The organism is Monashia sp. HAY1-2A (genome assembly GCF_056755315.1).
The window spans coordinates 15,985-33,638 of record NZ_JBNDHY010000036.1 but is presented as its reverse complement, the minus strand read 5'-3'; the positions used below and the strand labels follow the sequence as shown (position 1 = coordinate 33,638).

Annotated in this window: 18 protein-coding genes; 10 read left to right on the top strand and 8 right to left on the bottom strand. The window is 71.4% G+C overall.

The annotated features are described in order from the left end of the window. Window positions 1-191: 191 nt before the first annotated feature. Entirely contained in the window at window positions 192-890 is a 699-nt protein-coding gene (locus tag ACPYOM_RS07685) for a polysaccharide deacetylase family protein (RefSeq protein WP_481345509.1), read from the bottom strand. A gap of 192 nt (window positions 891-1,082) precedes the next feature. On the opposite strand from ACPYOM_RS07685, the gene ACPYOM_RS07680 reads away from it, so the two are divergent. Together ACPYOM_RS07680 and ACPYOM_RS07675 are read left to right on the top strand one after the other, a co-directional pair. Next, the gene (locus ACPYOM_RS07680; protein WP_481345508.1) at window positions 1,083-2,057 is read left to right on the top strand and encodes a universal stress protein; all 975 of its coding nucleotides are present in this window, start codon (window positions 1,083-1,085) and stop codon (window positions 2,055-2,057) included. Beyond that, window positions 2,054-2,302 (top strand): DUF1918 domain-containing protein, encoded by a 249-nt coding sequence (locus ACPYOM_RS07675; RefSeq protein WP_481345507.1) that lies wholly within the window; start codon window positions 2,054-2,056, stop codon window positions 2,300-2,302. Before ACPYOM_RS07680 ends, ACPYOM_RS07675 begins: the two co-directional genes overlap by 4 nt. A 19-nt stretch (window positions 2,303-2,321) precedes the next feature. Here ACPYOM_RS07675 and ACPYOM_RS07670 read toward each other — a convergent pair whose 3' ends face one another. After that, window positions 2,322-2,390 (bottom strand): universal stress protein, encoded by a 69-nt coding sequence (locus ACPYOM_RS07670; RefSeq protein WP_481345510.1) that lies wholly within the window; start codon window positions 2,388-2,390, stop codon window positions 2,322-2,324. Next, entirely contained in the window at window positions 2,372-3,010 is a 639-nt protein-coding gene (locus ACPYOM_RS07665; protein ID WP_481345506.1) for a universal stress protein, read from the bottom strand. The genes ACPYOM_RS07670 and ACPYOM_RS07665 overlap by 19 nt, the downstream gene beginning before the upstream one ends. A gap of 231 nt (window positions 3,011-3,241) precedes the next feature. On the opposite strand from ACPYOM_RS07665, the gene ACPYOM_RS07660 reads away from it, so the two are divergent. Then, the gene (locus tag ACPYOM_RS07660) at window positions 3,242-3,640 is read left to right on the top strand and encodes a pyridoxamine 5'-phosphate oxidase family protein (RefSeq protein ID WP_481345505.1); all 399 of its coding nucleotides are present in this window, start codon (window positions 3,242-3,244) and stop codon (window positions 3,638-3,640) included. A 28-nt stretch (window positions 3,641-3,668) separates the two neighbouring features. Here ACPYOM_RS07660 and ACPYOM_RS07655 read toward each other — a convergent pair whose 3' ends face one another. Next, window positions 3,669-4,376, bottom strand: coding sequence for a hypothetical protein (locus ACPYOM_RS07655; protein ID WP_481345504.1), 708 nt, complete (start codon window positions 4,374-4,376; stop codon window positions 3,669-3,671). 497 nt (window positions 4,377-4,873) lie between these two features. Here ACPYOM_RS07655 and ACPYOM_RS07650 point away from each other — a divergent pair, with 497 nt between their 5' ends. Beyond that, a complete protein-coding gene (locus ACPYOM_RS07650) occupies window positions 4,874-5,467 on the top strand; it encodes a hypothetical protein (RefSeq protein ID WP_481345503.1) in 594 nt (197 codons plus the stop codon). 57 nt (window positions 5,468-5,524) lie between these two features. Next, window positions 5,525-8,206, top strand: a complete 2,682-nt coding sequence (mgtA, locus tag ACPYOM_RS07645) for a magnesium-translocating P-type ATPase (protein ID WP_481345502.1) — start codon at window positions 5,525-5,527, stop codon at window positions 8,204-8,206. A gap of 117 nt (window positions 8,207-8,323) precedes the next feature. On the opposite strand, the gene ACPYOM_RS07640 is transcribed toward mgtA, so the two are convergent. The 3 genes from ACPYOM_RS07640 to ACPYOM_RS07630 all read right to left on the bottom strand — a co-directional run bounded on the left by ACPYOM_RS07640 (window position 8,324) and on the right by ACPYOM_RS07630 (window position 11,195). Continuing rightward, the gene (locus ACPYOM_RS07640) at window positions 8,324-8,938 is read right to left on the bottom strand and encodes a polysaccharide deacetylase family protein (RefSeq protein ID WP_481345501.1); all 615 of its coding nucleotides are present in this window, start codon (window positions 8,936-8,938) and stop codon (window positions 8,324-8,326) included. A gap of 342 nt (window positions 8,939-9,280) precedes the next feature. Then, window positions 9,281-10,153: a C40 family peptidase gene (locus ACPYOM_RS07635; protein ID WP_481342194.1), complete on the bottom strand. Its 873-nt coding sequence runs from the start codon at window positions 10,151-10,153 to the stop codon at window positions 9,281-9,283. 397 nt (window positions 10,154-10,550) lie between these two features. After that, window positions 10,551-11,195: a GyrI-like domain-containing protein gene (locus ACPYOM_RS07630; RefSeq protein ID WP_481342195.1), complete on the bottom strand. Its 645-nt coding sequence runs from the start codon at window positions 11,193-11,195 to the stop codon at window positions 10,551-10,553. Window positions 11,196-11,337: 142 nt separating this feature from the next. On the opposite strand from ACPYOM_RS07630, the gene ACPYOM_RS07625 reads away from it, so the two are divergent. Together ACPYOM_RS07625 and ACPYOM_RS07620 are read left to right on the top strand one after the other, a co-directional pair. After that, on the top strand, window positions 11,338-12,549 hold the full coding sequence (locus ACPYOM_RS07625; protein ID WP_481345500.1) for an acyltransferase family protein: 1,212 nt from the start codon (window positions 11,338-11,340) through the stop codon (window positions 12,547-12,549). Between the two features lie 111 nt (window positions 12,550-12,660). After that, window positions 12,661-13,626: a universal stress protein gene (locus ACPYOM_RS07620; protein WP_481345499.1), complete on the top strand. Its 966-nt coding sequence runs from the start codon at window positions 12,661-12,663 to the stop codon at window positions 13,624-13,626. Window positions 13,627-14,030: 404 nt separating this feature from the next. Here ACPYOM_RS07620 and ACPYOM_RS07615 read toward each other — a convergent pair whose 3' ends face one another. Beyond that, window positions 14,031-15,458: a glycosyltransferase gene (locus ACPYOM_RS07615; protein WP_481345498.1), complete on the bottom strand. Its 1,428-nt coding sequence runs from the start codon at window positions 15,456-15,458 to the stop codon at window positions 14,031-14,033. Between the two features lie 276 nt (window positions 15,459-15,734). Between ACPYOM_RS07615 and ACPYOM_RS07610 the strand changes: the two genes are divergently transcribed. The 3 genes from ACPYOM_RS07610 (at window position 15,735) to ACPYOM_RS07600 (ending at window position 17,581) form a co-directional block, all read left to right on the top strand. Continuing rightward, window positions 15,735-16,346: a CBS domain-containing protein gene (locus tag ACPYOM_RS07610; protein ID WP_481345497.1), complete on the top strand. Its 612-nt coding sequence runs from the start codon at window positions 15,735-15,737 to the stop codon at window positions 16,344-16,346. A gap of 186 nt (window positions 16,347-16,532) precedes the next feature. Continuing rightward, window positions 16,533-17,015: a hypothetical protein gene (locus ACPYOM_RS07605; protein ID WP_481345496.1), complete on the top strand. Its 483-nt coding sequence runs from the start codon at window positions 16,533-16,535 to the stop codon at window positions 17,013-17,015. A 128-nt stretch (window positions 17,016-17,143) separates the two neighbouring features. Next, a complete protein-coding gene (locus ACPYOM_RS07600; protein WP_481345495.1) occupies window positions 17,144-17,581 on the top strand; it encodes an SRPBCC family protein in 438 nt (145 codons plus the stop codon). The last annotated feature ends 73 nt before the right edge of the window (window positions 17,582-17,654 follow it).

Below are 17,654 nucleotides of genomic sequence, written 5' to 3'. Positions count from 1 at the left end.
CCACCAGCCGCCGGAACGTGCGGGCTGACGAGCTCCGCGCGGGTCCACGGGCTCGCAGGGTGGCTCGGTCCTGGCTCGGTCCTGGCTCGGCGGGGACGACGAGGGATGACGACGAGGGATGCCGCCGGGACCTCCGGGTTCCCACTGGAGAACCGCGGTTCGCTTCGGCGGCATACCTGTGACGTACTCCGTCAGCAGGCCATCAGCCCGATGACGTAGCCCCGGGCCCGGAGCCGCGGAATGAGGATGTCCAGTGCGGCGACGGTCTGGGAGCGGTCTCCCCCTCCGTCGTGCAGCAGGATCCTCGAGCCGTCCCGGACCGCGGCCAGGACCCGGTTGACGATGGTCCACGTGCCCGGTCGTGACCAGTCACGTGGGTCGACGGTCCAGAGGATCTGACGCTGGCTGCGGCTGGCGATGATCGACGCGATCCGCGCGTTGGTGGCCCCGTACGGTGGGCGGACGCATCGTGGCCGGTAGCCGAGGGTCCACTCCATCCGGTTCAGCTGCGACGTGACCCCCGCCGTGGACAGCGTGGTCAGATTCGGGTGGCTCCACGTGTGGTTGCCGATCTTCATGCCGTAGTAGCGCAGGCTGCGGGTGAGCGACGGGTACCAGGAGATGTTCTGTCCGACCTCGAAGAAGACCGCCTTCACCCCGTACTTCCGCAGTATCGCCAGAACCTTCGGCGTGTACGTCGGGTGCGGACCGTCGTCGAAGGTCAGGTACACGGTGCCCGCGTACGCGACGGGCGCGGCCGCGACGGCGGGGGCCGTTGCGGCCCCTTCCCAGGCGCCTCCCCCGACCGGTGGCCCGGTGCTCGGGGCCAGGCCAGCGACCGTGAGGGCCGCGAGGAGGGATGCTGCCAGTGAGCGTAGTGAGTGCTTCATGGCCGATCTCCTTGCCCTTCCATGCCATCACGGCGCGGGCGAGGCGGCGCACGGATGTGATGCCGCCTCTCAGACGGACCTTCGACCCTTGCCACTGTGGCCGTTGGCTTCGCCGCTCCGCCGTACCGGGACCTTCGCCTCTGCGCCGGCGCGCCGGCGAGAAGGCATCGTGGACGAGGAAGAGGAGGAACCATGAGAGCGGCGAGCGACATCGTGGTCGGCTTCGACGGCAGCCACGGCGCTGAGTGCGCGGTGGACTGGGCGGCGTCCGAGGCCGATCGGCGTCGTGTGGCCTTGCGCATCGTGACGGCACGGCCCTACGTGGAGCTGCCGTTCGGTGGAATGGGCGCCGGGGCCGTGCCGCCGGCGGACCATGTGGACGCCGAACGGCTCAGCGGGACTGGACGACTCCGCGCCGAGAAGGTGCTGGACGCCTCCCGCGTCGAGACAGCCGTCGTGGCGGGGTACCCCGCCGGCGTGCTGGTCCGGGAGTCCCACCAGGCTTCGCTGGTCGTGGTCGGGCACCCTGCGCGGGGAAAGGCCAGGGAGTACGTCACAGGCTCGGTCGCCTTCGCCGTGACGGCGCACTCGGCGTGCGACGTCATCGTGGTCCCCGACCAGGAACTGGTGGTGCCGGGTCCACAGCACCCGGTGGTTGTCGGGCACGACGGTAGCGGCGGCGCCGACCGTGCGACCCGCCGAGCCGCAGCCATCGCCGTCGAGCACGGCGCGCCACTGGTCCTCGTCCGGGCCCTGCCACGCGTGGAGGACTGGTTCGGCCCACCCCGCGGCCTGGAAGCCCTCCGAGACAACGCCGACAACCCCGACGGCTCCCGACGGCCGGTACGGGACGCGCTCGAGACCATTGCCGCCGATCTGCGGACGGGCTTCCCGGGACTGGATGTGCGCGGCAGGGTCGTCGATGCTCACCCCGTGGCCGCGTTGCTGGAGGTCGCCGAGGGTGCAGGTGAGGGCGCAGGACTGCTCGTCGTCGGGTGCCGGGGTCTCGGTGGCTTCGAGCGACTTCTGCTCGGCTCCGTCAGTCGTGCGGTGGTCCACTACGCCCGGACTCCCGTCCGCGTCGTGCGCCCCGACATCGTGGCAAGGGCCGTGCCCGCCGGTGGTTTCGCGCAGGCAGGCTCCGTCCGGATGGAGGAGGAGCCATGAGGGCGCGAGTCGGTGACCGCATCTTCGTGGCCGGAACGGCCGCAGACGGACCCTTGCAGGACGGTGAGGTGCTCGACACGGGTGGCCCCGACGGGAGCCCTCCCTTCCTAGTCCGTTGGAGCGACGGACGCATCGAGCTGTTCTCACCCGGTCCGGAATCCTTCGTCGTCCTCGGGACCCTGCATCCGGGTGATCCAGCACGACCGGCGTGCGCCGACGAGCCGGCTGCCGGGGTTCTCGGATGAAGGGCAGATGACCGGGGCCTCAGCGGACGACGAGCACCGGGCACACCGCGTCGTGGATGACGCGGTGGCTCACCGAACCCAGGAGCATGCCGCTGAAGCCACGACATGCAGCGCCGCATGCTCCCGCTCGGCCCATGCGGCGGCGGCATCCAGGGCGCGCTGCGCGGCCTCCGAGTCGTCGACGCCCACGACGACGGGATGCTCGGGTCCGGGGCGCGCGACGTGCAGGTCGCCAGCCGTCTCCTCCTGCTGCTCCTGCTGCTCGGCGCCGGCTCGCACGATGACGACCGGGCACCGTGCGTGCGCGGTGACGGCGTAGGACGTCGAGCCCAGGAGCCCGGCCCGCAGCCGACCGCGGCCGCGGCTGCCCAGCACGATCAGGTCGGCGTCACGGGACGCGTCGACCAGCTGCCCGGCCGGACTGCCCAACAAGTACTGCGCTTCGATCTGTGACGCCTCGAGAACACTGGACGCGTGGTCCGCCCTCGCCGCGGACCACCGCGGCGGCCTGGTGCAGCATCGGCTCGGCCAACGACTCGTCGACGGCAGGGAAACCGGGATCATCGACAGGCTGAGGCTGTGCACGATGGTGCGCCGTGTGCCGAGCTGACGGGCGGTCTCCGCGGCCCACTCGAGCGCCAGCCGGACGCTGGGCGAGCCGTCGTATCCGACGACGACACCGTGCGACTGGTCGTCCTGGTCGTTCATGACCAGACACCTCCCTCGGTCCTGTCCGGCCGACACCGCACCGCTCCTGCCTTCGTCCACCCCACCGGTGGGTCGTCTGCGGGACCTTGGCCCCTACTCGCGCGAGGCGCCGCGCGTCGCACTGGAGGCATGACGAAATCGACCGGCATCTCCCGCACTCCCCACGGTGCGACGTCGGGGCGTCACCCCGCTTCCTCCCCCAACGCAGCCAAGAGGGTGGGCCTCTCCAACATGGAGGTACTCGACCAGTCCGAGTGCTGGCGTCTCTTGCGCACCCAGGACGTCGGGCGACTCTCGGTCGTGGTGGAGGGGGAGCCTGACATCTTCCCCGTGAACTACGTGGTCGACCACGGCAGCATCGTCATTCGAACCGCGGCCGGCCGGAAGCTGGCGGCGAGCGTTCGGGGCGCGGTCGCCTTCGAGGTCGATGAGCTGCACGGATCCGACGCATCCGTCTGGAGCGTCGTGTTGCGCGGTCGAGCCACCGAGATCCGGGACAAGGACGAGGTGATGGCTGTGCTGGCGCTGGGACTGGTCACGTGGCACGTGGGCAGGAAGCCGCGCTTCCTGCGCCTGGTGCCGTGGGCGACGACGGGTCGCCGGCTCCAAGTGCAGGGCCGGAAGGCGTGACCGCGTCATCGCCCACAGCAGCCGCTCGTCAACCGACGGTCATGGCCATTGCCGAGGCCGCGTGGCGGTCCGATGCCGACGAGGCAGCTGGGACCGGAACCACCAGGAGGTCACACGGCAGGTCCTCGAGGTTGCCTCCGTGAAGCGCCGTTCGCACCAGATCCCCGAGCAGCGCCCGCCCCGGCCGGCCGGTCAGCTGCTGGGCACCCACGACGACAAGATCATCGGGGTTGCACCTGGACACGAGGACGTCCGCCAGGGGGCCACACGCGACCTCGACCCGCGGAGAGATGCTCCGCGGCAGGGCCCGCAGGGTCAGCCAGGCGGATGCCAGGCCGTCGGACACGGCCCGGGGACCAGCACCGTCGGGGACTGTACTGACGGCCCAGAACGCGGCCCTCCGGATTCTGGCCTCACGTGCGCCGTGGGCCACCACCCGCCGGTCACCGACGACTCCCGCGAGCACGACCCGGACCACGGGAGAGACTCCGCCGCGGCGGGTCGACCAGGGCCGGGTCGGCTGCGTGACGTGGGGGATCATGACCGGACACCGGGCTCGACGGAGCAGCTCGTCCGTCGGGCATTCCAGCAGCAGGAGGCCGTCGTCCGCGCCGAAGCCCCGCACCGGGGCGACGTAGAGCGCAGTCCGTGCGGCCAGGCTCTCGATGTCGACATCGTCCAGCGGTCCCAGGACGACCGCGCTGACGGGCACGTGGGGGTCGGTGGCCTCGGCCACCAGGGCAGCTCGTTGTGTCGCACTGCCTGTGGCGTCCTGGGACGGCCAACGGAGGCGGGCGGGTGCCGCGTCGTCGCCCGCCGGGACGGCCAGGAGGACAAGGTCGAGCCCGCGCCTGGCCGCTTCCATGGTCGCAACGGCGACAGCCGCCTGCCCGGCCGCCGAGGCACTGCATCCGACCACGACCGCGGCTGAGCTCTTCCGATGGACCATCCTCACACCTCCGGCTCCTGGCGCGTACCCGCGCAGTTCCCCCGCAGTTCCACTCTGCCGGTGGCGCCGCAGGTGGGGACGGGACCTTCGTCCGCCCTCATGGGCGCCCCACTGGGGAAGCACGGGAGGCACAGCACGGACCGGAGAGCATGCGACGGACAGCATCGGCGCACAGCGGGCCGCCGTGGCCCACGGAGTCGCAGGCCATTGGTCCCTAACACCGTGGGGCAAGGGCAGTCAGTCTGAGCGTGCCGGCTCACCGGTCCACGAGAAGGGAGAACACGATGAGCACGACAACGTCCAGCGCCCAACCGACCCACCACGGACATGCGGGGATGCCGACACCCGACGTCCGGGACCACCGGGCCTTCCGCTTCTTTGCCGGAGCCAGCCGGCTCGCCATCGGGTGGATCTTCCTCTGGGCCTTCCTCGACAAGCTGTTCGGCCTCGGCTTCGCGACGGGGCGGGACAGCAAGACCGGGGCGGTCGACCTGCTCGGCCCCGATGCCTGGGTCAACGGTGGGTCACCGACGCGCGGCTTCCTCACCTTCGGCACGAAGGGCCCCCTGGCGGACTTCTACCAGGGCTTCGCCGGCGGGGCGTGGGCCGACTGGCTCTTCATGATCGGTCTTGCCGGGATCGGTATCGCACTCCTGCTCGGTGTCGCCATGCGGATCGCCACCGTCTCGGGCGTCGTGCTGCTGCTCATGATGTGGAGCGCGGCGATCTGGCCGGAGAACAACCCGTTCATGGACGACCACCTGGTGTACGCGCTCGTCCTCATGCTGCTGCTGTTCGCCCGCGCCGGGCGCGACCTCGGCCTCGGACGCGCGTGGGAGCGGTTGGGCATCGTCCAGCGGTACCCCGTTCTCCAGTAGCTGGACACGGTGCCGCGGCCCGGGGTCGTCCGCCCGACTCGGCGCGAGCATGGACACATGCCGCGCGGACACGGGACGGACCTCGACATCCGGGCGGCGGCGGCCATGTCGACCGCCGACGTCGTGTCGGTCCTCGGCGTCGCGCCGCATCGCGGTCTCGACGCCGATGAGGTGACGTGGCGGCAGGGGACCTACGGTCCTAACGCCATTGCGACGCACCATGCGCGGTTCCTGCCCGTGCTGTGGCGCCAGCTGCGGTCGCCGCTGCTGGGTCTGCTGCTCGTGGCGGCCACGGCGTCCTTCTTCCTGGGCGAGCGCAGCGACGCCGTCATCATCGGCGTCATCGTGTTCGTGTCGGTGGGTCTCGGCTTCGCGAACGAGTACCGTGCCGAGCTGGCTGCAGCCGCGCTGCACGCGCAGGTGAGCCACGAGGCGGTGGTCCTGCGCGCCGGCACCGTCGGGCGTGTCGACGTGACAGCACTCGTGCCCGGCGACCTCGTCGAGCTGTCGCTCGGCGAGGTCGTCCCGGCCGACGTGCGACTGCTGTCGGTGGTACGGCTCGAGTGTGATGAGTCCGTGGTCACCGGTGAGTCCCAGGCGGTCGAGAAGGGCACCGACGCGGTGGCGCCCGACGCGGCCCTCGCCGACCTCACCGGGTGCGCACTGATGGGCACCGTCGTGCATGCGGGCGGCGCGCGCGGCGTGGTCGTCGCCACCGGTGCCCGCACCGAGCTCGGCACCATCGCGGCCGGGCTGGCGACCCACCAGGCCGACACCGAGTTCCAGGTAGGGCTGCGCCGGTTCTCGCTCCTGCTCGTGCGCGTCGCCGGCGTGCTGACCGCCTCGATCTTCGTCGCCAACGTCGCACTCGAGAAACCCTTGCTCGACGCCCTGCTCTTCTCGCTCGCCATCGCGGTCGGCATCACCCCGCAGCTGCTGCCGGCGGTGGTGTCGACAAGCCTCGCGGCGGGGTCACGACAGCTGGCCCGGCGCCACGTGCTCGTCAAGCGCCTCGTGTGCATCGAAGACCTCGGTGACGTCGACATCCTCTTCACCGACAAGACGGGCACTCTCACGGCCGGACGCGTCGACTATGCGCGGGCCGTCCCAGCCCGCGGTGAGCGTTCCGAGGGCGTCGTGCGCTGGGGGCTGCTCTGCTGTGGCTCCATCGCCGAGGGGCCTGCCGCGGGCGGCACCACCCCGCTCGACCGCGCCCTGTGGGAGTCCCCGGCCGCCGATGCGGTCCGGGCCTCGCTGCCCGGCTACGAGGTGCTCGGCGTCCTGCCGTTCGACCATGAGCGACGCATGGTGTCCACGCTCGTCCGCGCACCGGACGGCTCGGTGACGCTCGTCACGAAGGGCGCGCCAGAGACGGTCCTCGAGAGGTGCACCGACACCGACTCGCACGTCCGGGCCGCGCTCGAGGCCGAGTTCGCCGCGGGTCATCGCGTGGTCGCCGTCGCGACCCGATGCATGGACCAACCGCATCCGCCCCAGCCGGGCGACGAGCGGGGCCTGACGCTGAGTGGGCTGCTCGTGTTCCTCGACCCGCCGAAGCCCGATGCTCGGGCCGCCCTCGAGCGGCTCGCAGCCCTCGGGATCGACGTCAAGGTGGTGACCGGTGACAGCGCCGTCGTTGCCGCCAAGGTGTGCCATGACCTGGGCCTGACCGGCGACCGCGTCCTCACCGGCGCCGACGTCGACGCCCTCGACGACGCGGGACTCCTCGACGCAGTGGCGAGCACGACGGTGTTCGCGCGCGTCAGCCCGGAGCAGAAGGCGCGGATCGTCCGGGCCCACCACCACGGCAGCGGCGGCGTCGCCTTCCTCGGCGACGGCGTCAACGACGCCCTGGCACTTCACGCCGCCGACGTCGGCATCTCCGTCGACTCGGGCACCGACGTCGCCAAGGACGCGGCCGACGTCATCCTCCTCGAGAAGAGCCTCGACGTGCTTGCCGACGGTGTGACCGAGGGCCGGCGCATCTTCGCCAACACCCTCAAGTACGTCCTCATGGGTACGTCGAGCAACTTCGGCAACATGGCGTCGGCCGCCGCCGCGTCCGTGTTCCTGCCGTTCCTGCCGATGCTTCCGTCACAGATCCTGCTCGGGAACCTCCTCTACGACGTCGGACAGCTCGCGATCCCCACGGATCACGTCGACCCGGAGCAGCTGCGCCGGCCCTCGCACTGGGACATCGGCTCGATCCGCCGGTTCATGCTCCTGTTCGGGCCGATCAGCTCGGTGTTCGATCTGCTGACCTTCGCCATCATGCTGTGGGGCTTCCACGCTGGTCCCGGTCTGTTTCGTTCGGGCTGGTTCGTCGAGTCCCTGGCCACCCAGACCCTTGTCGTACTCGCCATCAGGACCCGCGTCGTCCCCTTCGTCCGGAGCCGGCCGAGTGCACCCCTGCTGCTGGCGGTCCTCGGCGTCGTGGTCACGGGGGCGGTCCTGCCCGCGACGCCCCTGGCACCGACACTCGGCTTCGCGCCACTGCCCGGCGGCTTCTTCGCCGCACTCGTCGCGATGGTCGGGGTCTACCTCGTTCTCGTCGAGGCGGCCAAGCGCTGGTGGACGCGGCCGGACGCGCCTCCGCACACCGGCGTCCCGGCCGACCTCAGCCGCCGCTTCGTGCGCCGCCGGGCGGCCCGGTTCAGCGCCGGGCCGGCTCCGCAGCCTTCGGGAGCCCCGGAACACCGACGACAGAAGGACCGCCCGGACCGCTCGGTCGGACCGTGAGGCCACCACCGCAGGGCCTCACGCGCGGTGAGGTGGCACGACGCATCTCGCGCGACGCGGTCAACCGGCTGGGGCGAGTGTGACCGCGTTTGACCTGACGGCCGCCTCGCACGGGGTTCAGCTCGCTCGCAGCTGGCCCAAGGTCACGAAACCGTATCCGGCGGAGCGGGCTTCGGTGATGATCCTGGCCAGCGCGTCGGCATCGAGGGTCGACCCGTCAGGAGCGGCGCCCAGGTGCATGAGCACGATGGCGCCCGGGGAGCGTGCGGCCGCGACCCTGTCGGCGATCTTTCCGACCGAGATTCCCGCGGCCCGACCCTTCCACCCCAGGGTGTCGACGGTCCAGCCGACCCCCACGTACCCCATCGCGTTGACGGTCGCCAGGCTGCGGCCGTCGTAGTCGCCGTACGGGAAGCGGAACAACGGTCTCGGGTCCTGGCCCGTGGCCTGCAGGATGGACGTTCGGGCGGAGGTGACCTGCCGCCGCAGCGCCGCGTCGCTCAGCTGCGGGGCGTGCGGGTGCGAGTACGTGTGGTTCCCCACGATCCCGTGCCTCGCCAGGGCCGCCGCAGCGGACGGGTACCGGTCAGCGAACTCTCCGGTCGGGAAGAACGTGGCCGGGACACGCTCGCGAGCCAGGGTGGCGATCACCGACTGGACGCCCTCTGCTCCCGACCCGCCGTCGAAGGTCAGCGCGACGACCTTGTGTGACGTCGGTAGGCGCGAAACCACGCGGCCCGTCACCACAGGCGCACTCGGGCGAGCGGTCGAGGACGGAGAGCTCGACGTCGCGACGGGGAAGGTCGTGCTGGGCTTCGGTACCGGGACGCGGGTCGACGTCGAGGTCGTGCTCGGGAGTGTGGTCGCCGGGGCCGGGGTCGTCGCAGGGTGAGAAGCGGCCGTCTGCGATGCCGTGGAGGACGGAGTCCGCACGGGCGCCGATGCGGGTGCGGCACAAGCCCCGGCCACCGCCATGGCCAATGCAGGGAGCAGCGAGATGAGCACGTGGTGTCTCACACGCCAAGCCTGCGCCTCGCCGGTGCCGCAGGCAGAGCAGAAGGTCCTGCCCCGTGGTCAGGGTAGGTAGCGGCGCGCGCCCGCGAACTCGGTGGCGTATGGCTCAGTTGCGGTCGGGATGGTCTGGACGGTCTGCCCGGTCCCGGGTGCGTGCACCATCAGGCCGGAGCCGACGTAGACCGAGACATGGTGCACGCGGCCGGAGGCCGTCGCGTAGAAGAGCAGGTCGCCGGGCAAGGCCGCATCTGCGGGGATCCGCCGACCCCGCGCAGCCTGCGCGCCGGCGTCGCGGGGGATCACCAGACCGTGGACGCGGTACACCAGCGAGGCCAGCCCCGAGCAGTCGACGCCGAACCCGGAGCGGCCCGCCCACAGATAGGGCAGGCCGGTGAACGCCTGTGCAGACCGCGCGACCGAGACGCCGGCGACTCGCGACGCGGGGGCTGTGACGCCGTGCCGGACCACGACAGCCGGGTCGACGCGGCGCACCACACCGCCGGGAAGCCCCAGCCGCAGCCATCCACCGGACTGCCCCACGACCGGCAGGCGCGTCCCGTAGCTCACCTCGACCACCCTGCCGGCGGCCGCGGTGTCGTCCCGTAGCCAAGCGGTCCGCGCCACGACTGTGGCGAGCTCCGTCGCCTGCCTCGGGGCCTCGGCACCGAGCTGTCGGATCGGCACCCAGCCCGGATATCCCCGCCCGTCCAGCGGCGTCGGCTGGTCGGGAACGACGACCTCGGCCCACGAGCCACTCACTGCCGTCACCAGCACCCGGTCACCCAGCAGAGCCTGCGTGTCCGCCCGGCCCTGGAGACCGCGCCGGTCGGCCAAGGACATGCCGCGCAGCCACCGGCGGATGTCGGCCGGTGAGCGCAGCGCCGGGTCGTCGACGGCGCGGGGTGAGGACGGCGTGCGCCAGAGCGTCGCCACAGAGACGGTGACCCATGCCGGACGTCCGGCGCGGGGCCGTGCCGGAGGCGTCGGACGAGGCGTCGACGGCGGCAGCGTGCCTGAGCTCTGGGTCGTCGGCCCAGGGGTGGGGCGGCCCGCCGTCGATGTGACCGAGGCAGGAGGTGTGACAGGGCCGGACGAGCTGGCAGACGACGTGGCGGACGGGGTGCCCGGCGCCGAGCCGGGCACAGCGACGGTGGACGGGGTCGACCCTGTCGGAGGCTCGGATGACCGGACGCACGCGGACAGGGCGAGCGCCGAGGCGATGGCGGCAACTGCTGCCGCGAGCTTCCGACTCACGAGGCCACCATGCTGCCGGTGCTGCACTCGCAACAGATCCAGAAGTCCTGCACGATGCACGGCGAGGTGCGTGCGCTCACACCGGTTCGACCGGCTGCCGCAGTATCGTGCGGAGCCGCTCGGGTGCACTGCGCCTGGGGTCACCCAGGTACACCTCGTGGTGCCGGCCGCGCGGGCGCATCCCCGCCGCCGCGATGGCGTCGTGGAGACGGCGCAGCGACGGCGCCTCGGCGGCATACGGGCCGACATGCAGCAGCTGGGCGCACCGGCCCTCCGCCCACGGACGCAGGGCCATCCGGTCCAGGGCGGCGAGGTCCTTCGAGCGCGCCTGTCTGGTGGCTTCCGCCACGACGGCGGCGTCGATGGGTTCCGGCTGCATGATCATGGCCTGCCAGCGCCACCGGTCCCGGTCGGTCTCGGCCATGGTGCCCTCGCCGCGCGTCACCGCCTCGACCAGCGCCTGCTGGTCGTCGCCGTCGCCGACCCACCACAGCGCCTCGAGGGGCATCACCCGGGGTGCCTCACCGAGCGCCTTCTTGACGAGAAAGTGCACGGCGTAGCTCACCGCGAAGAGCGCCTGCAGCGCCGCTGCGAACTCCGGCCCCTCGGGCGACCCGTGACCGGGAACCACGAGGAAGGCCATCTCGGGCACGTCCACGAACTCGACCGTGCCGCGCCGTGGCTTGTAGAGGCTGTCGAGCGACACGGTGCTGGTGGTCATGTGCTCAGCGTCGTCTGCGGTGTGTCAGCGGTCCTGAGGCAAAGGTCCCGTCCATGGACCGGCCTCGTGGGACCAAAGTCTCCCCCGTCGGCGGCCACAGCCGAGCAAGGTGTGAGACGAGGGGCGAAGGAGGCAGACCGTCATGACGACCGCGGCAGGGGGATCCCGGAGCACGAGCGGCTCCCATGAAGCCGACGTTGCTCTGCGCGGTGCCAGCTCCGAGTCGGCGCGCGTCCCGGTGCGGCGACCGCGGCTGGCCTACGCCGACAACCTCAAGGTCGCCCTGGTCGCCGGCGTCATCCTCGCGCACGTCTTCCTCGCATGGAACGGGCTCGAGGGCGCCTGGGTGCTGAGCGAACCGACCGTGCGCGAGCCGCTGTTGAGCGTCCTCCTCCTCGCAACCGTGGTCGGCGTGTCGTTCGGGATGCCGCTGTTCTTCATGGTCGCAGGACTGTTCACGCCAGGATCGCTGGAGCACAAGGGGATCCGCCGATACCTGCGCGACCGCACCATCCGGCTGCTGACGCCCAGTGTGGCCTTCGTGCTGCTCCTCACGCCACCCATCGAGTTCGTCGACTCGAGCAACGCCGGATACGGCGGCAGCTTCTGGGACTTCGTCCCCCACGCCTGGCGGCCGCTGCCGCCTGCTCCCGGCCCCACGTGGTTCCTCGGCGTCCTGCTGGTGTTCTCGGTCGCGTATGCCGCGGTGCGGCGACACCTCCCCGCACGCGAGGACGTGGCTGGCCGGCTGACCGGGCGGTACATGATCGGGACCGTCTTCCTCGTAGCGGCGACCTCCTACGTGCTGCGGATCTGGGTGCCGTTCGGCGAGGAGCGCTGGCACCTCGCGCTGGCGCAGGCACCCGGGTGGGTCGCGGGGTTCACGCTCGGCGCGGTTGCCGCTGAACGGGAGTGGTTCGAACGCCTCGACCCGGCGCTGGTGCGCCGGGTGCGCCATGCCGCCTGGCTGGCCATCGCCGGGTGCGCAGGTCTGGTCGCCGTCCTCACGACCGCCGGCGGCGACCCGGACGCGTACGGTGGCGGTGGGACCTGGCAGTCGCTGGTGTTCACGGTGGTCGAGGCCACGGTGCTCGTCACCGTCTCCGTGTGGGTGGTCGACGCGTTCAGGCGGCGAGCGCACGCTCACGGACCGCTGGCCCGGTGGCTCAGCCGAGCGGCATACGCGACCTTCCTCGTCCACCAGGGAGTCCTCGTCGTGCTGATCCTGGCCAGCCGGAACCTGGCCTGGCCCACCGAGGCCCGGTTCGTCCTCGTGGCGGTGACGGGAGTCGGCCTCTCGTTCCTGGTCGGCGGAGTGTTGCTGCGAGTGCCCGGCGTCGCCCGGTTCCTGTGACGCGCCCGCTGGACGCCGGCGCGGGCGGGAGCGGGCGGGACCAACTGCCCTGGCGACGGCCGGGTCTGCGACCGACCGTGGAGTGCACGTCCCCGTGAGGCTGGAGGAGCCATGACGCCCAGGAAGAGCGCCCGGGCCGGCATCGTGGTCGGCATCGACACGTCCCGCGAGAGCGGTCTCGCCCTGGCATGGGCGGCCCACGAGGCCGCCCGCCGGCAGGTGCCCCTGCATATCCTCCATGCATACTTCCCGGACCATCCCGATCCCGGCATCGGGGTGCCGGACGCCGCCCGGCCCACCGGTGCCCTGCACCTGTTGGCGTCACGAGCGGAGCGCGCCTGCGCCGATGCGGCCGCGACCGCCCACGCCCTGCACCCGGAGCTCGAGATCACGACCAGGCGGCAGCCTGCGATGCCCGGCGCAGCGTTGGTGGAGACGTCACGCACCGCAGCCCTGGTGGTGGTGGGAGCACGCGGGCTCGGTGCCTTCGGGAGCCTCCTGCTCGGCTCGGTCTCCATCCACGTGGCCGCTCACGCGCACTGTCCGGTCGTCGTGGTCCGCGAGGCGGCCACCCGCACGGTGCCGGACACGAGAGTCATCCTCGGAGTCGACGGCCACGCGCACTCCATGGGTGCGGTCAGGTTCGCCTTCGAGCAGGCCGCGATGCACGGCAAGGGACTCACGGTCGTCCACACCTGGCAGCTCGACAGCATGGAGGGCGCAGTCGTTCCCACGCCGGGCGGCTCGAACCGGGACCGGTTGGACGAGCAGGGACGATCCCTCCTGGCCGAGTCCATCGCGGGGTTCCGCGAGGAGTTCCCCACCGTCGACGTACGCCGGCACGTGGTCGAGCGGAACCCCGTGGACGAGCTGGTGCGCCTGAGCCAGAACGCCCACCTGCTCGTGGTCGGGACGCGTGGGCGCGGGTCCATGGCGGGGCTGCTCGAGGGTTCTGTGTCTCAGGGCGTGCTGCGTAGGGCCCATTGCCCGGTAGCGGTTGTCCCTCCTCTGACCAAGGCTCCGTGGGAGGCCCGCGACCGTCCGCGCCCTCACCTCTCAGGCACCCTGCACCCCTGAGGGCACCGGATCCACTCCGAATGCGGCCCACGCCGGGGTGCCCGAGAGCGCCGGCGCATCGCATCAGACGTCACTCACTGAAAGGATGTCCACCCTGCCGGGTGGCGGGGCTTGGCGGTCAGGACCGGCCGGCATCGGGCTCCCGGACGAGTTCGAAGGCGCTCTCCTCCTCCTGGCTGTGGTGCTGTCCGCAAGCCGAAGCAGCTCGACGCCGTCGACGCCCGGGCGGGCCCCGGCGGCCTGCCCTGCGATGACGATGGACGCAAGCGTCGGCCGCCCTCTGGTCAACTGGGAGGCGGTCGCGGAACCAGCTCACACCTTGCTCACCACATGCGTGGAGAGTGCCCGCTCAGACGGCCCCGGCGACCATGATGGAGATCCCGTCGGCCCAGACGGTGGCCTCGTCAACCCGCCAGCAAGGAACCGAACAGCTCGCCGTACCGGATCAGGTGGCGGTCGCTGAGGAAGTCGCTGGATACCCGTTCGTGCGCGGCGTCTCCGATCCGCGTCCGTCGCTCCGGGTTCCCGAAGAGGTCCGAGGCGAGGGCGGTGAACCGGTCCAGGTCGCTGGGGTCGGCGAGCAGTACGCCGCTGACGTCGTCCTCGATCTGGTCAGAGATGCCGCCGACAGCCGAGGCGACGACCGGACGCTTCTTCCACATCGGCTCGGTGACCGTCAGCCCGAAGCCCTCCGCCAGGCTCTTCTGCACGACCACGGTCGCGTACCGCTGGAGCGCGTTGACCAGGTGCGCGTTCTCGTCGACGTCGTCCATGGGAAGGCAGCACAGGTGGACGCGCGCACGTCGCGACCGTGGAAGTGCGCCGCGCAGGTGCTGGCAGTCCCTGAGCACCTGTTCGCTCTCGGGGTCGTCACTCACTCCACCCATCGCAGGCCCCGCGAGCAGCAGGTGCACGTTGTCAGGAAAGCGGTCCAGATAGTCGCTGAAGCCGGTGAGCACGCCGCCCATGTCCTTCAGCCGGTCCCACCGGCTGACCTGCAGCATCACCTGCACGTCGGGCGGCAACCGCCGGTCCTCGCCCAGCAACAGCCCGTGGTGCGCGCGGACCGCATCCCCGGAGCGGTCGCGACGGGCGAACGCGAGGCTGCCATCGGCGGTCGGCTGGTCCACCAGGCCCGCACGATGCAGCACCGACCGGATGCTGTCAGCCGTCATCTCGGCGTTCTTGGCGCTGAGCGGGTCGAGCGACGGCGGGATCACCCAGGCACGTTCCGGCGGCACCCACGGTGGCGCGTGCTCCTTGCGTGAGAAGACACAGACGTCGGCCGCCTCGACGAACGGGCGGAGCAGCTCCCAGCCTCGTTCCGTGTGCTCATTCGCCTGCTCGGTTCCGATGTGACAGCGCCAGATGACGTGCACACCCAGCTCGTGCAGCGCACGGGCCAGGCCGACGGTCTGCGGGTCGTGCAACAGCACGATGTCGCCGGGGCGGACTCGCTCGTGCCACCCCTCGAGGTTGCGGGCCAGCACCTGCCGGTAGTGGTCCAGGTCGGTCGCGCCGAGCCCGCCGCCATCCCCCGGGGTCCCGTGGAGCAGGTTGTGCAGCCGCTTGGTCAGGGTGAAGAAGCGGTCGTCGCCCGTGAGCACCAGCCAGCGCGTGTCGACCCCGGCGCCTCTGCCGTAGCCCACCAGCGTCTGCAGCATCTCGGCCACGCCACCGCCCCGCGCGGTCGAGCTGATGTTCCATACCGTGCGGCACGCCAATGACACTCTGGCCGCCTCGGCTGCAGCCTCCAGAAGGGCGAGGCGCTCCGCCGAGAGGACGTGGGCGAGCCGACCCAGGGACAAGGCACGTACAGCCACCTCGCGCATAGGTCATCATCTCCCACTGCGCTCCGCCCGGGGCACACCCGCACCGGCGTGCTCGAGGCCACCGACCCGGACCTGCCGGGGACGCCCGGCGTCTCTCCCGCCAGAAGGAGGCGCGGACTGGCCGGATGCCCTGCCTCGGGTTCCGGGGTGACCGGGTCGACACCGATGGCGGGACCTTCATCCCTGACCGTTCGCCGGCCTTGGCAACGACACTGAGATACGCCCGGGACCGAGGGACGACCGCTCGTCGCTCGTCGCTTGGAAGGAAGCGCGTCCATGCTGGTGCGCGAAATCATGACTACGCCGGCAGTCCACATCGGCGAGAAGACGTCACCGCAGGCGGCTGTCCGGTTGATGGCGCGCGCTCACGTGACGAGCCTGCCGGTCGTGGACGCAGAGGGCCGGGTCGTCGGGATCGTCAGTGAGGCCGACATCCTGCGCCGCTCCATCCAGCCCGATCCCCGGGGGCACCTGCGCCCCACGCGCCGGGCCGGTGAGGCCCTTCCGGAGACCGTCGAGTCCCTGATGACCCGTGAACCGTACGTCACGCGGGCCGAGGAGGACGTCGCGGATGTGGTTGCCGTGTTGGCTGCCCATGGCTGGAAGAGCGTTCCGGTCGTGACAGGGCATCGTTTGGTCGGGATGCTGAGCCGCAGTGACGTCATCCGCTGCCTGTCCCGGCCCGACGACGAGATCGCTCACGACGTGACCCGGGTCTTTGCCCGATACGGCTCACCGAGGTGGCAGATCTCCGTGCGCGAGGGCATCGTCACCGTCAGTGCCACCAAGGGTGAGAACGAGCGTGCCTTGGCTGATGCGCTCGCCGCCGAGATCACCGGTGTCCGCGCCGTGTGCCACGACCCGCTGCCGTCCGCCGCAGAGACGTGAGCCGACACCGCGCGAGCGGCGGGCCGGCCGTTGACATCAGGGACCTTGGTCCGCACCCGGGCGCTCAACCCACGCGCACGGTTGGGGTACACGGACCCCGCCCCGGGTCGCTCCCAGCACTCCAGCTCTCCGAACGGCTCCCCAGGCAGCACTCCAGCACGGGTCCGAGACCGAAGGAGGAACGCCATGCGACTACAACACGACACCAAGCCCGCCCTGGAGGCACCCGTGCGGGCCGGTCCCAGCCCGTCGGCCGGAAGGCAGGTGGCCCGGTTCGTGGTCCACGTGCTGCAGATGTGCGCCGTGATGTGTGTCAGCCTCGCCCTGCTGGGCCTGCTCGTGGCCGGGCTTGCCGCCGTGGTCGGGTTCTCCGATCCGCGTCAGAGCGCCCCGGTCCCGTCGGCCCTCGTGGTCACCCTGACCTTGGCAGGGGCCATGGTGGCGTGGATGCGGTTCATGGCCATGGGGTGGCAGCCGACCCTGGAGATGGCCGAATCGACCGTCCTTGCCGGGGCGCTGATGATCACCGGCTACGCCGTGGGCATCGTTCCCGCAGCCGCGGTCACGTCGGGAGTGTGCGGTCTGGCGTGTGCGCTCATGATCGCCGACATGCTCGTCCGCTTCCGGCTCTACGCGTCGCACCCGGCGCGCCACGCCCACCCCACGTGAGAGGCGGCCCGAAGACGACGGAGACGACGGAGGTGGGGGCTCGCGGGAGGCCTTCGAGCCGTTGCCCTCGCCCGTCTGCAGAGGGAGTCTGGTGTCAGACCAGGTTCTCGGAATGAGGGAGGCGGTTCATGAGAGTCGTCCGGTCGACGGTCGAGATCGACCGTCCGGTGCACGAGGTCTTCGCCTACGTCACGGATCCCGCTCACTTCCCCGAGTGGCAGGACGATGTCGTGCGCGTCGAGGGCGGCACCGGCACGTCGGTCGGGTCGCGGTTCACCACGACGCGTCGGGCCGGTGCCCGGCAGTTCTCGTTGACGCAGGAGGTCACGGCCAGCGAGCCGCCGACGCTGTGGGCCGTCCGGGGCGTCGACGGGCCGGTCCGACCGCACGCCGCCATCACGATCGAGCCTCTCGCCGACGACACGAGGTCCCGCCTGACTGCGGTGATGGACCTCGAGGGCCACGGCATCGGCAGGGTCGTCGTCCCGTTGTTCGTGCGCCGTCGGGCCGCCCGGCAGGCGCCGGTCAGCTACCGACGGCTCAAGGAACGGCTCGAGCGCCGGTAGGAGACGCTCCACAGCGCGCACGAGCGAGATGGCGCAGCAGGGCCCCGCCGGCCCCGTTTCGACACATTCCGGA

Coding starts and splice junctions, on each gene's coding strand:
- ACPYOM_RS07620 (WP_481345499.1), top strand. CDS start 12,661: ATGACGCCCAGGAAGAGCGCCCGGGCCGGCATCGTGGTCGGCATCGAC.
- ACPYOM_RS07630 (WP_481342195.1), bottom strand. CDS start 11,195: ATGACCACCAGCACCGTGTCGCTCGACAGCCTCTACAAGCCACGGCGC.
- ACPYOM_RS07685 (WP_481345509.1), bottom strand. CDS start 890: ATGAAGCACTCACTACGCTCACTGGCAGCATCCCTCCTCGCGGCCCTC.
- ACPYOM_RS07625 (WP_481345500.1), top strand. CDS start 11,338: ATGACGACCGCGGCAGGGGGATCCCGGAGCACGAGCGGCTCCCATGAA.
- ACPYOM_RS07600 (WP_481345495.1), top strand. CDS start 17,144: ATGAGAGTCGTCCGGTCGACGGTCGAGATCGACCGTCCGGTGCACGAG.
- ACPYOM_RS07680 (WP_481345508.1), top strand. CDS start 1,083: ATGAGAGCGGCGAGCGACATCGTGGTCGGCTTCGACGGCAGCCACGGC.
- ACPYOM_RS07650 (WP_481345503.1), top strand. CDS start 4,874: ATGAGCACGACAACGTCCAGCGCCCAACCGACCCACCACGGACATGCG.
- ACPYOM_RS07615 (WP_481345498.1), bottom strand. CDS start 15,458: ATGCGCGAGGTGGCTGTACGTGCCTTGTCCCTGGGTCGGCTCGCCCAC.
- ACPYOM_RS07665 (WP_481345506.1), bottom strand. CDS start 3,010: ATGAACGACCAGGACGACCAGTCGCACGGTGTCGTCGTCGGATACGAC.
- ACPYOM_RS07675 (WP_481345507.1), top strand. CDS start 2,054: ATGAGGGCGCGAGTCGGTGACCGCATCTTCGTGGCCGGAACGGCCGCA.
- mgtA (WP_481345502.1), top strand. CDS start 5,525: ATGCCGCGCGGACACGGGACGGACCTCGACATCCGGGCGGCGGCGGCC.
- ACPYOM_RS07660 (WP_481345505.1), top strand. CDS start 3,242: ATGGAGGTACTCGACCAGTCCGAGTGCTGGCGTCTCTTGCGCACCCAG.
- ACPYOM_RS07605 (WP_481345496.1), top strand. CDS start 16,533: ATGCGACTACAACACGACACCAAGCCCGCCCTGGAGGCACCCGTGCGG.
- ACPYOM_RS07610 (WP_481345497.1), top strand. CDS start 15,735: ATGCTGGTGCGCGAAATCATGACTACGCCGGCAGTCCACATCGGCGAG.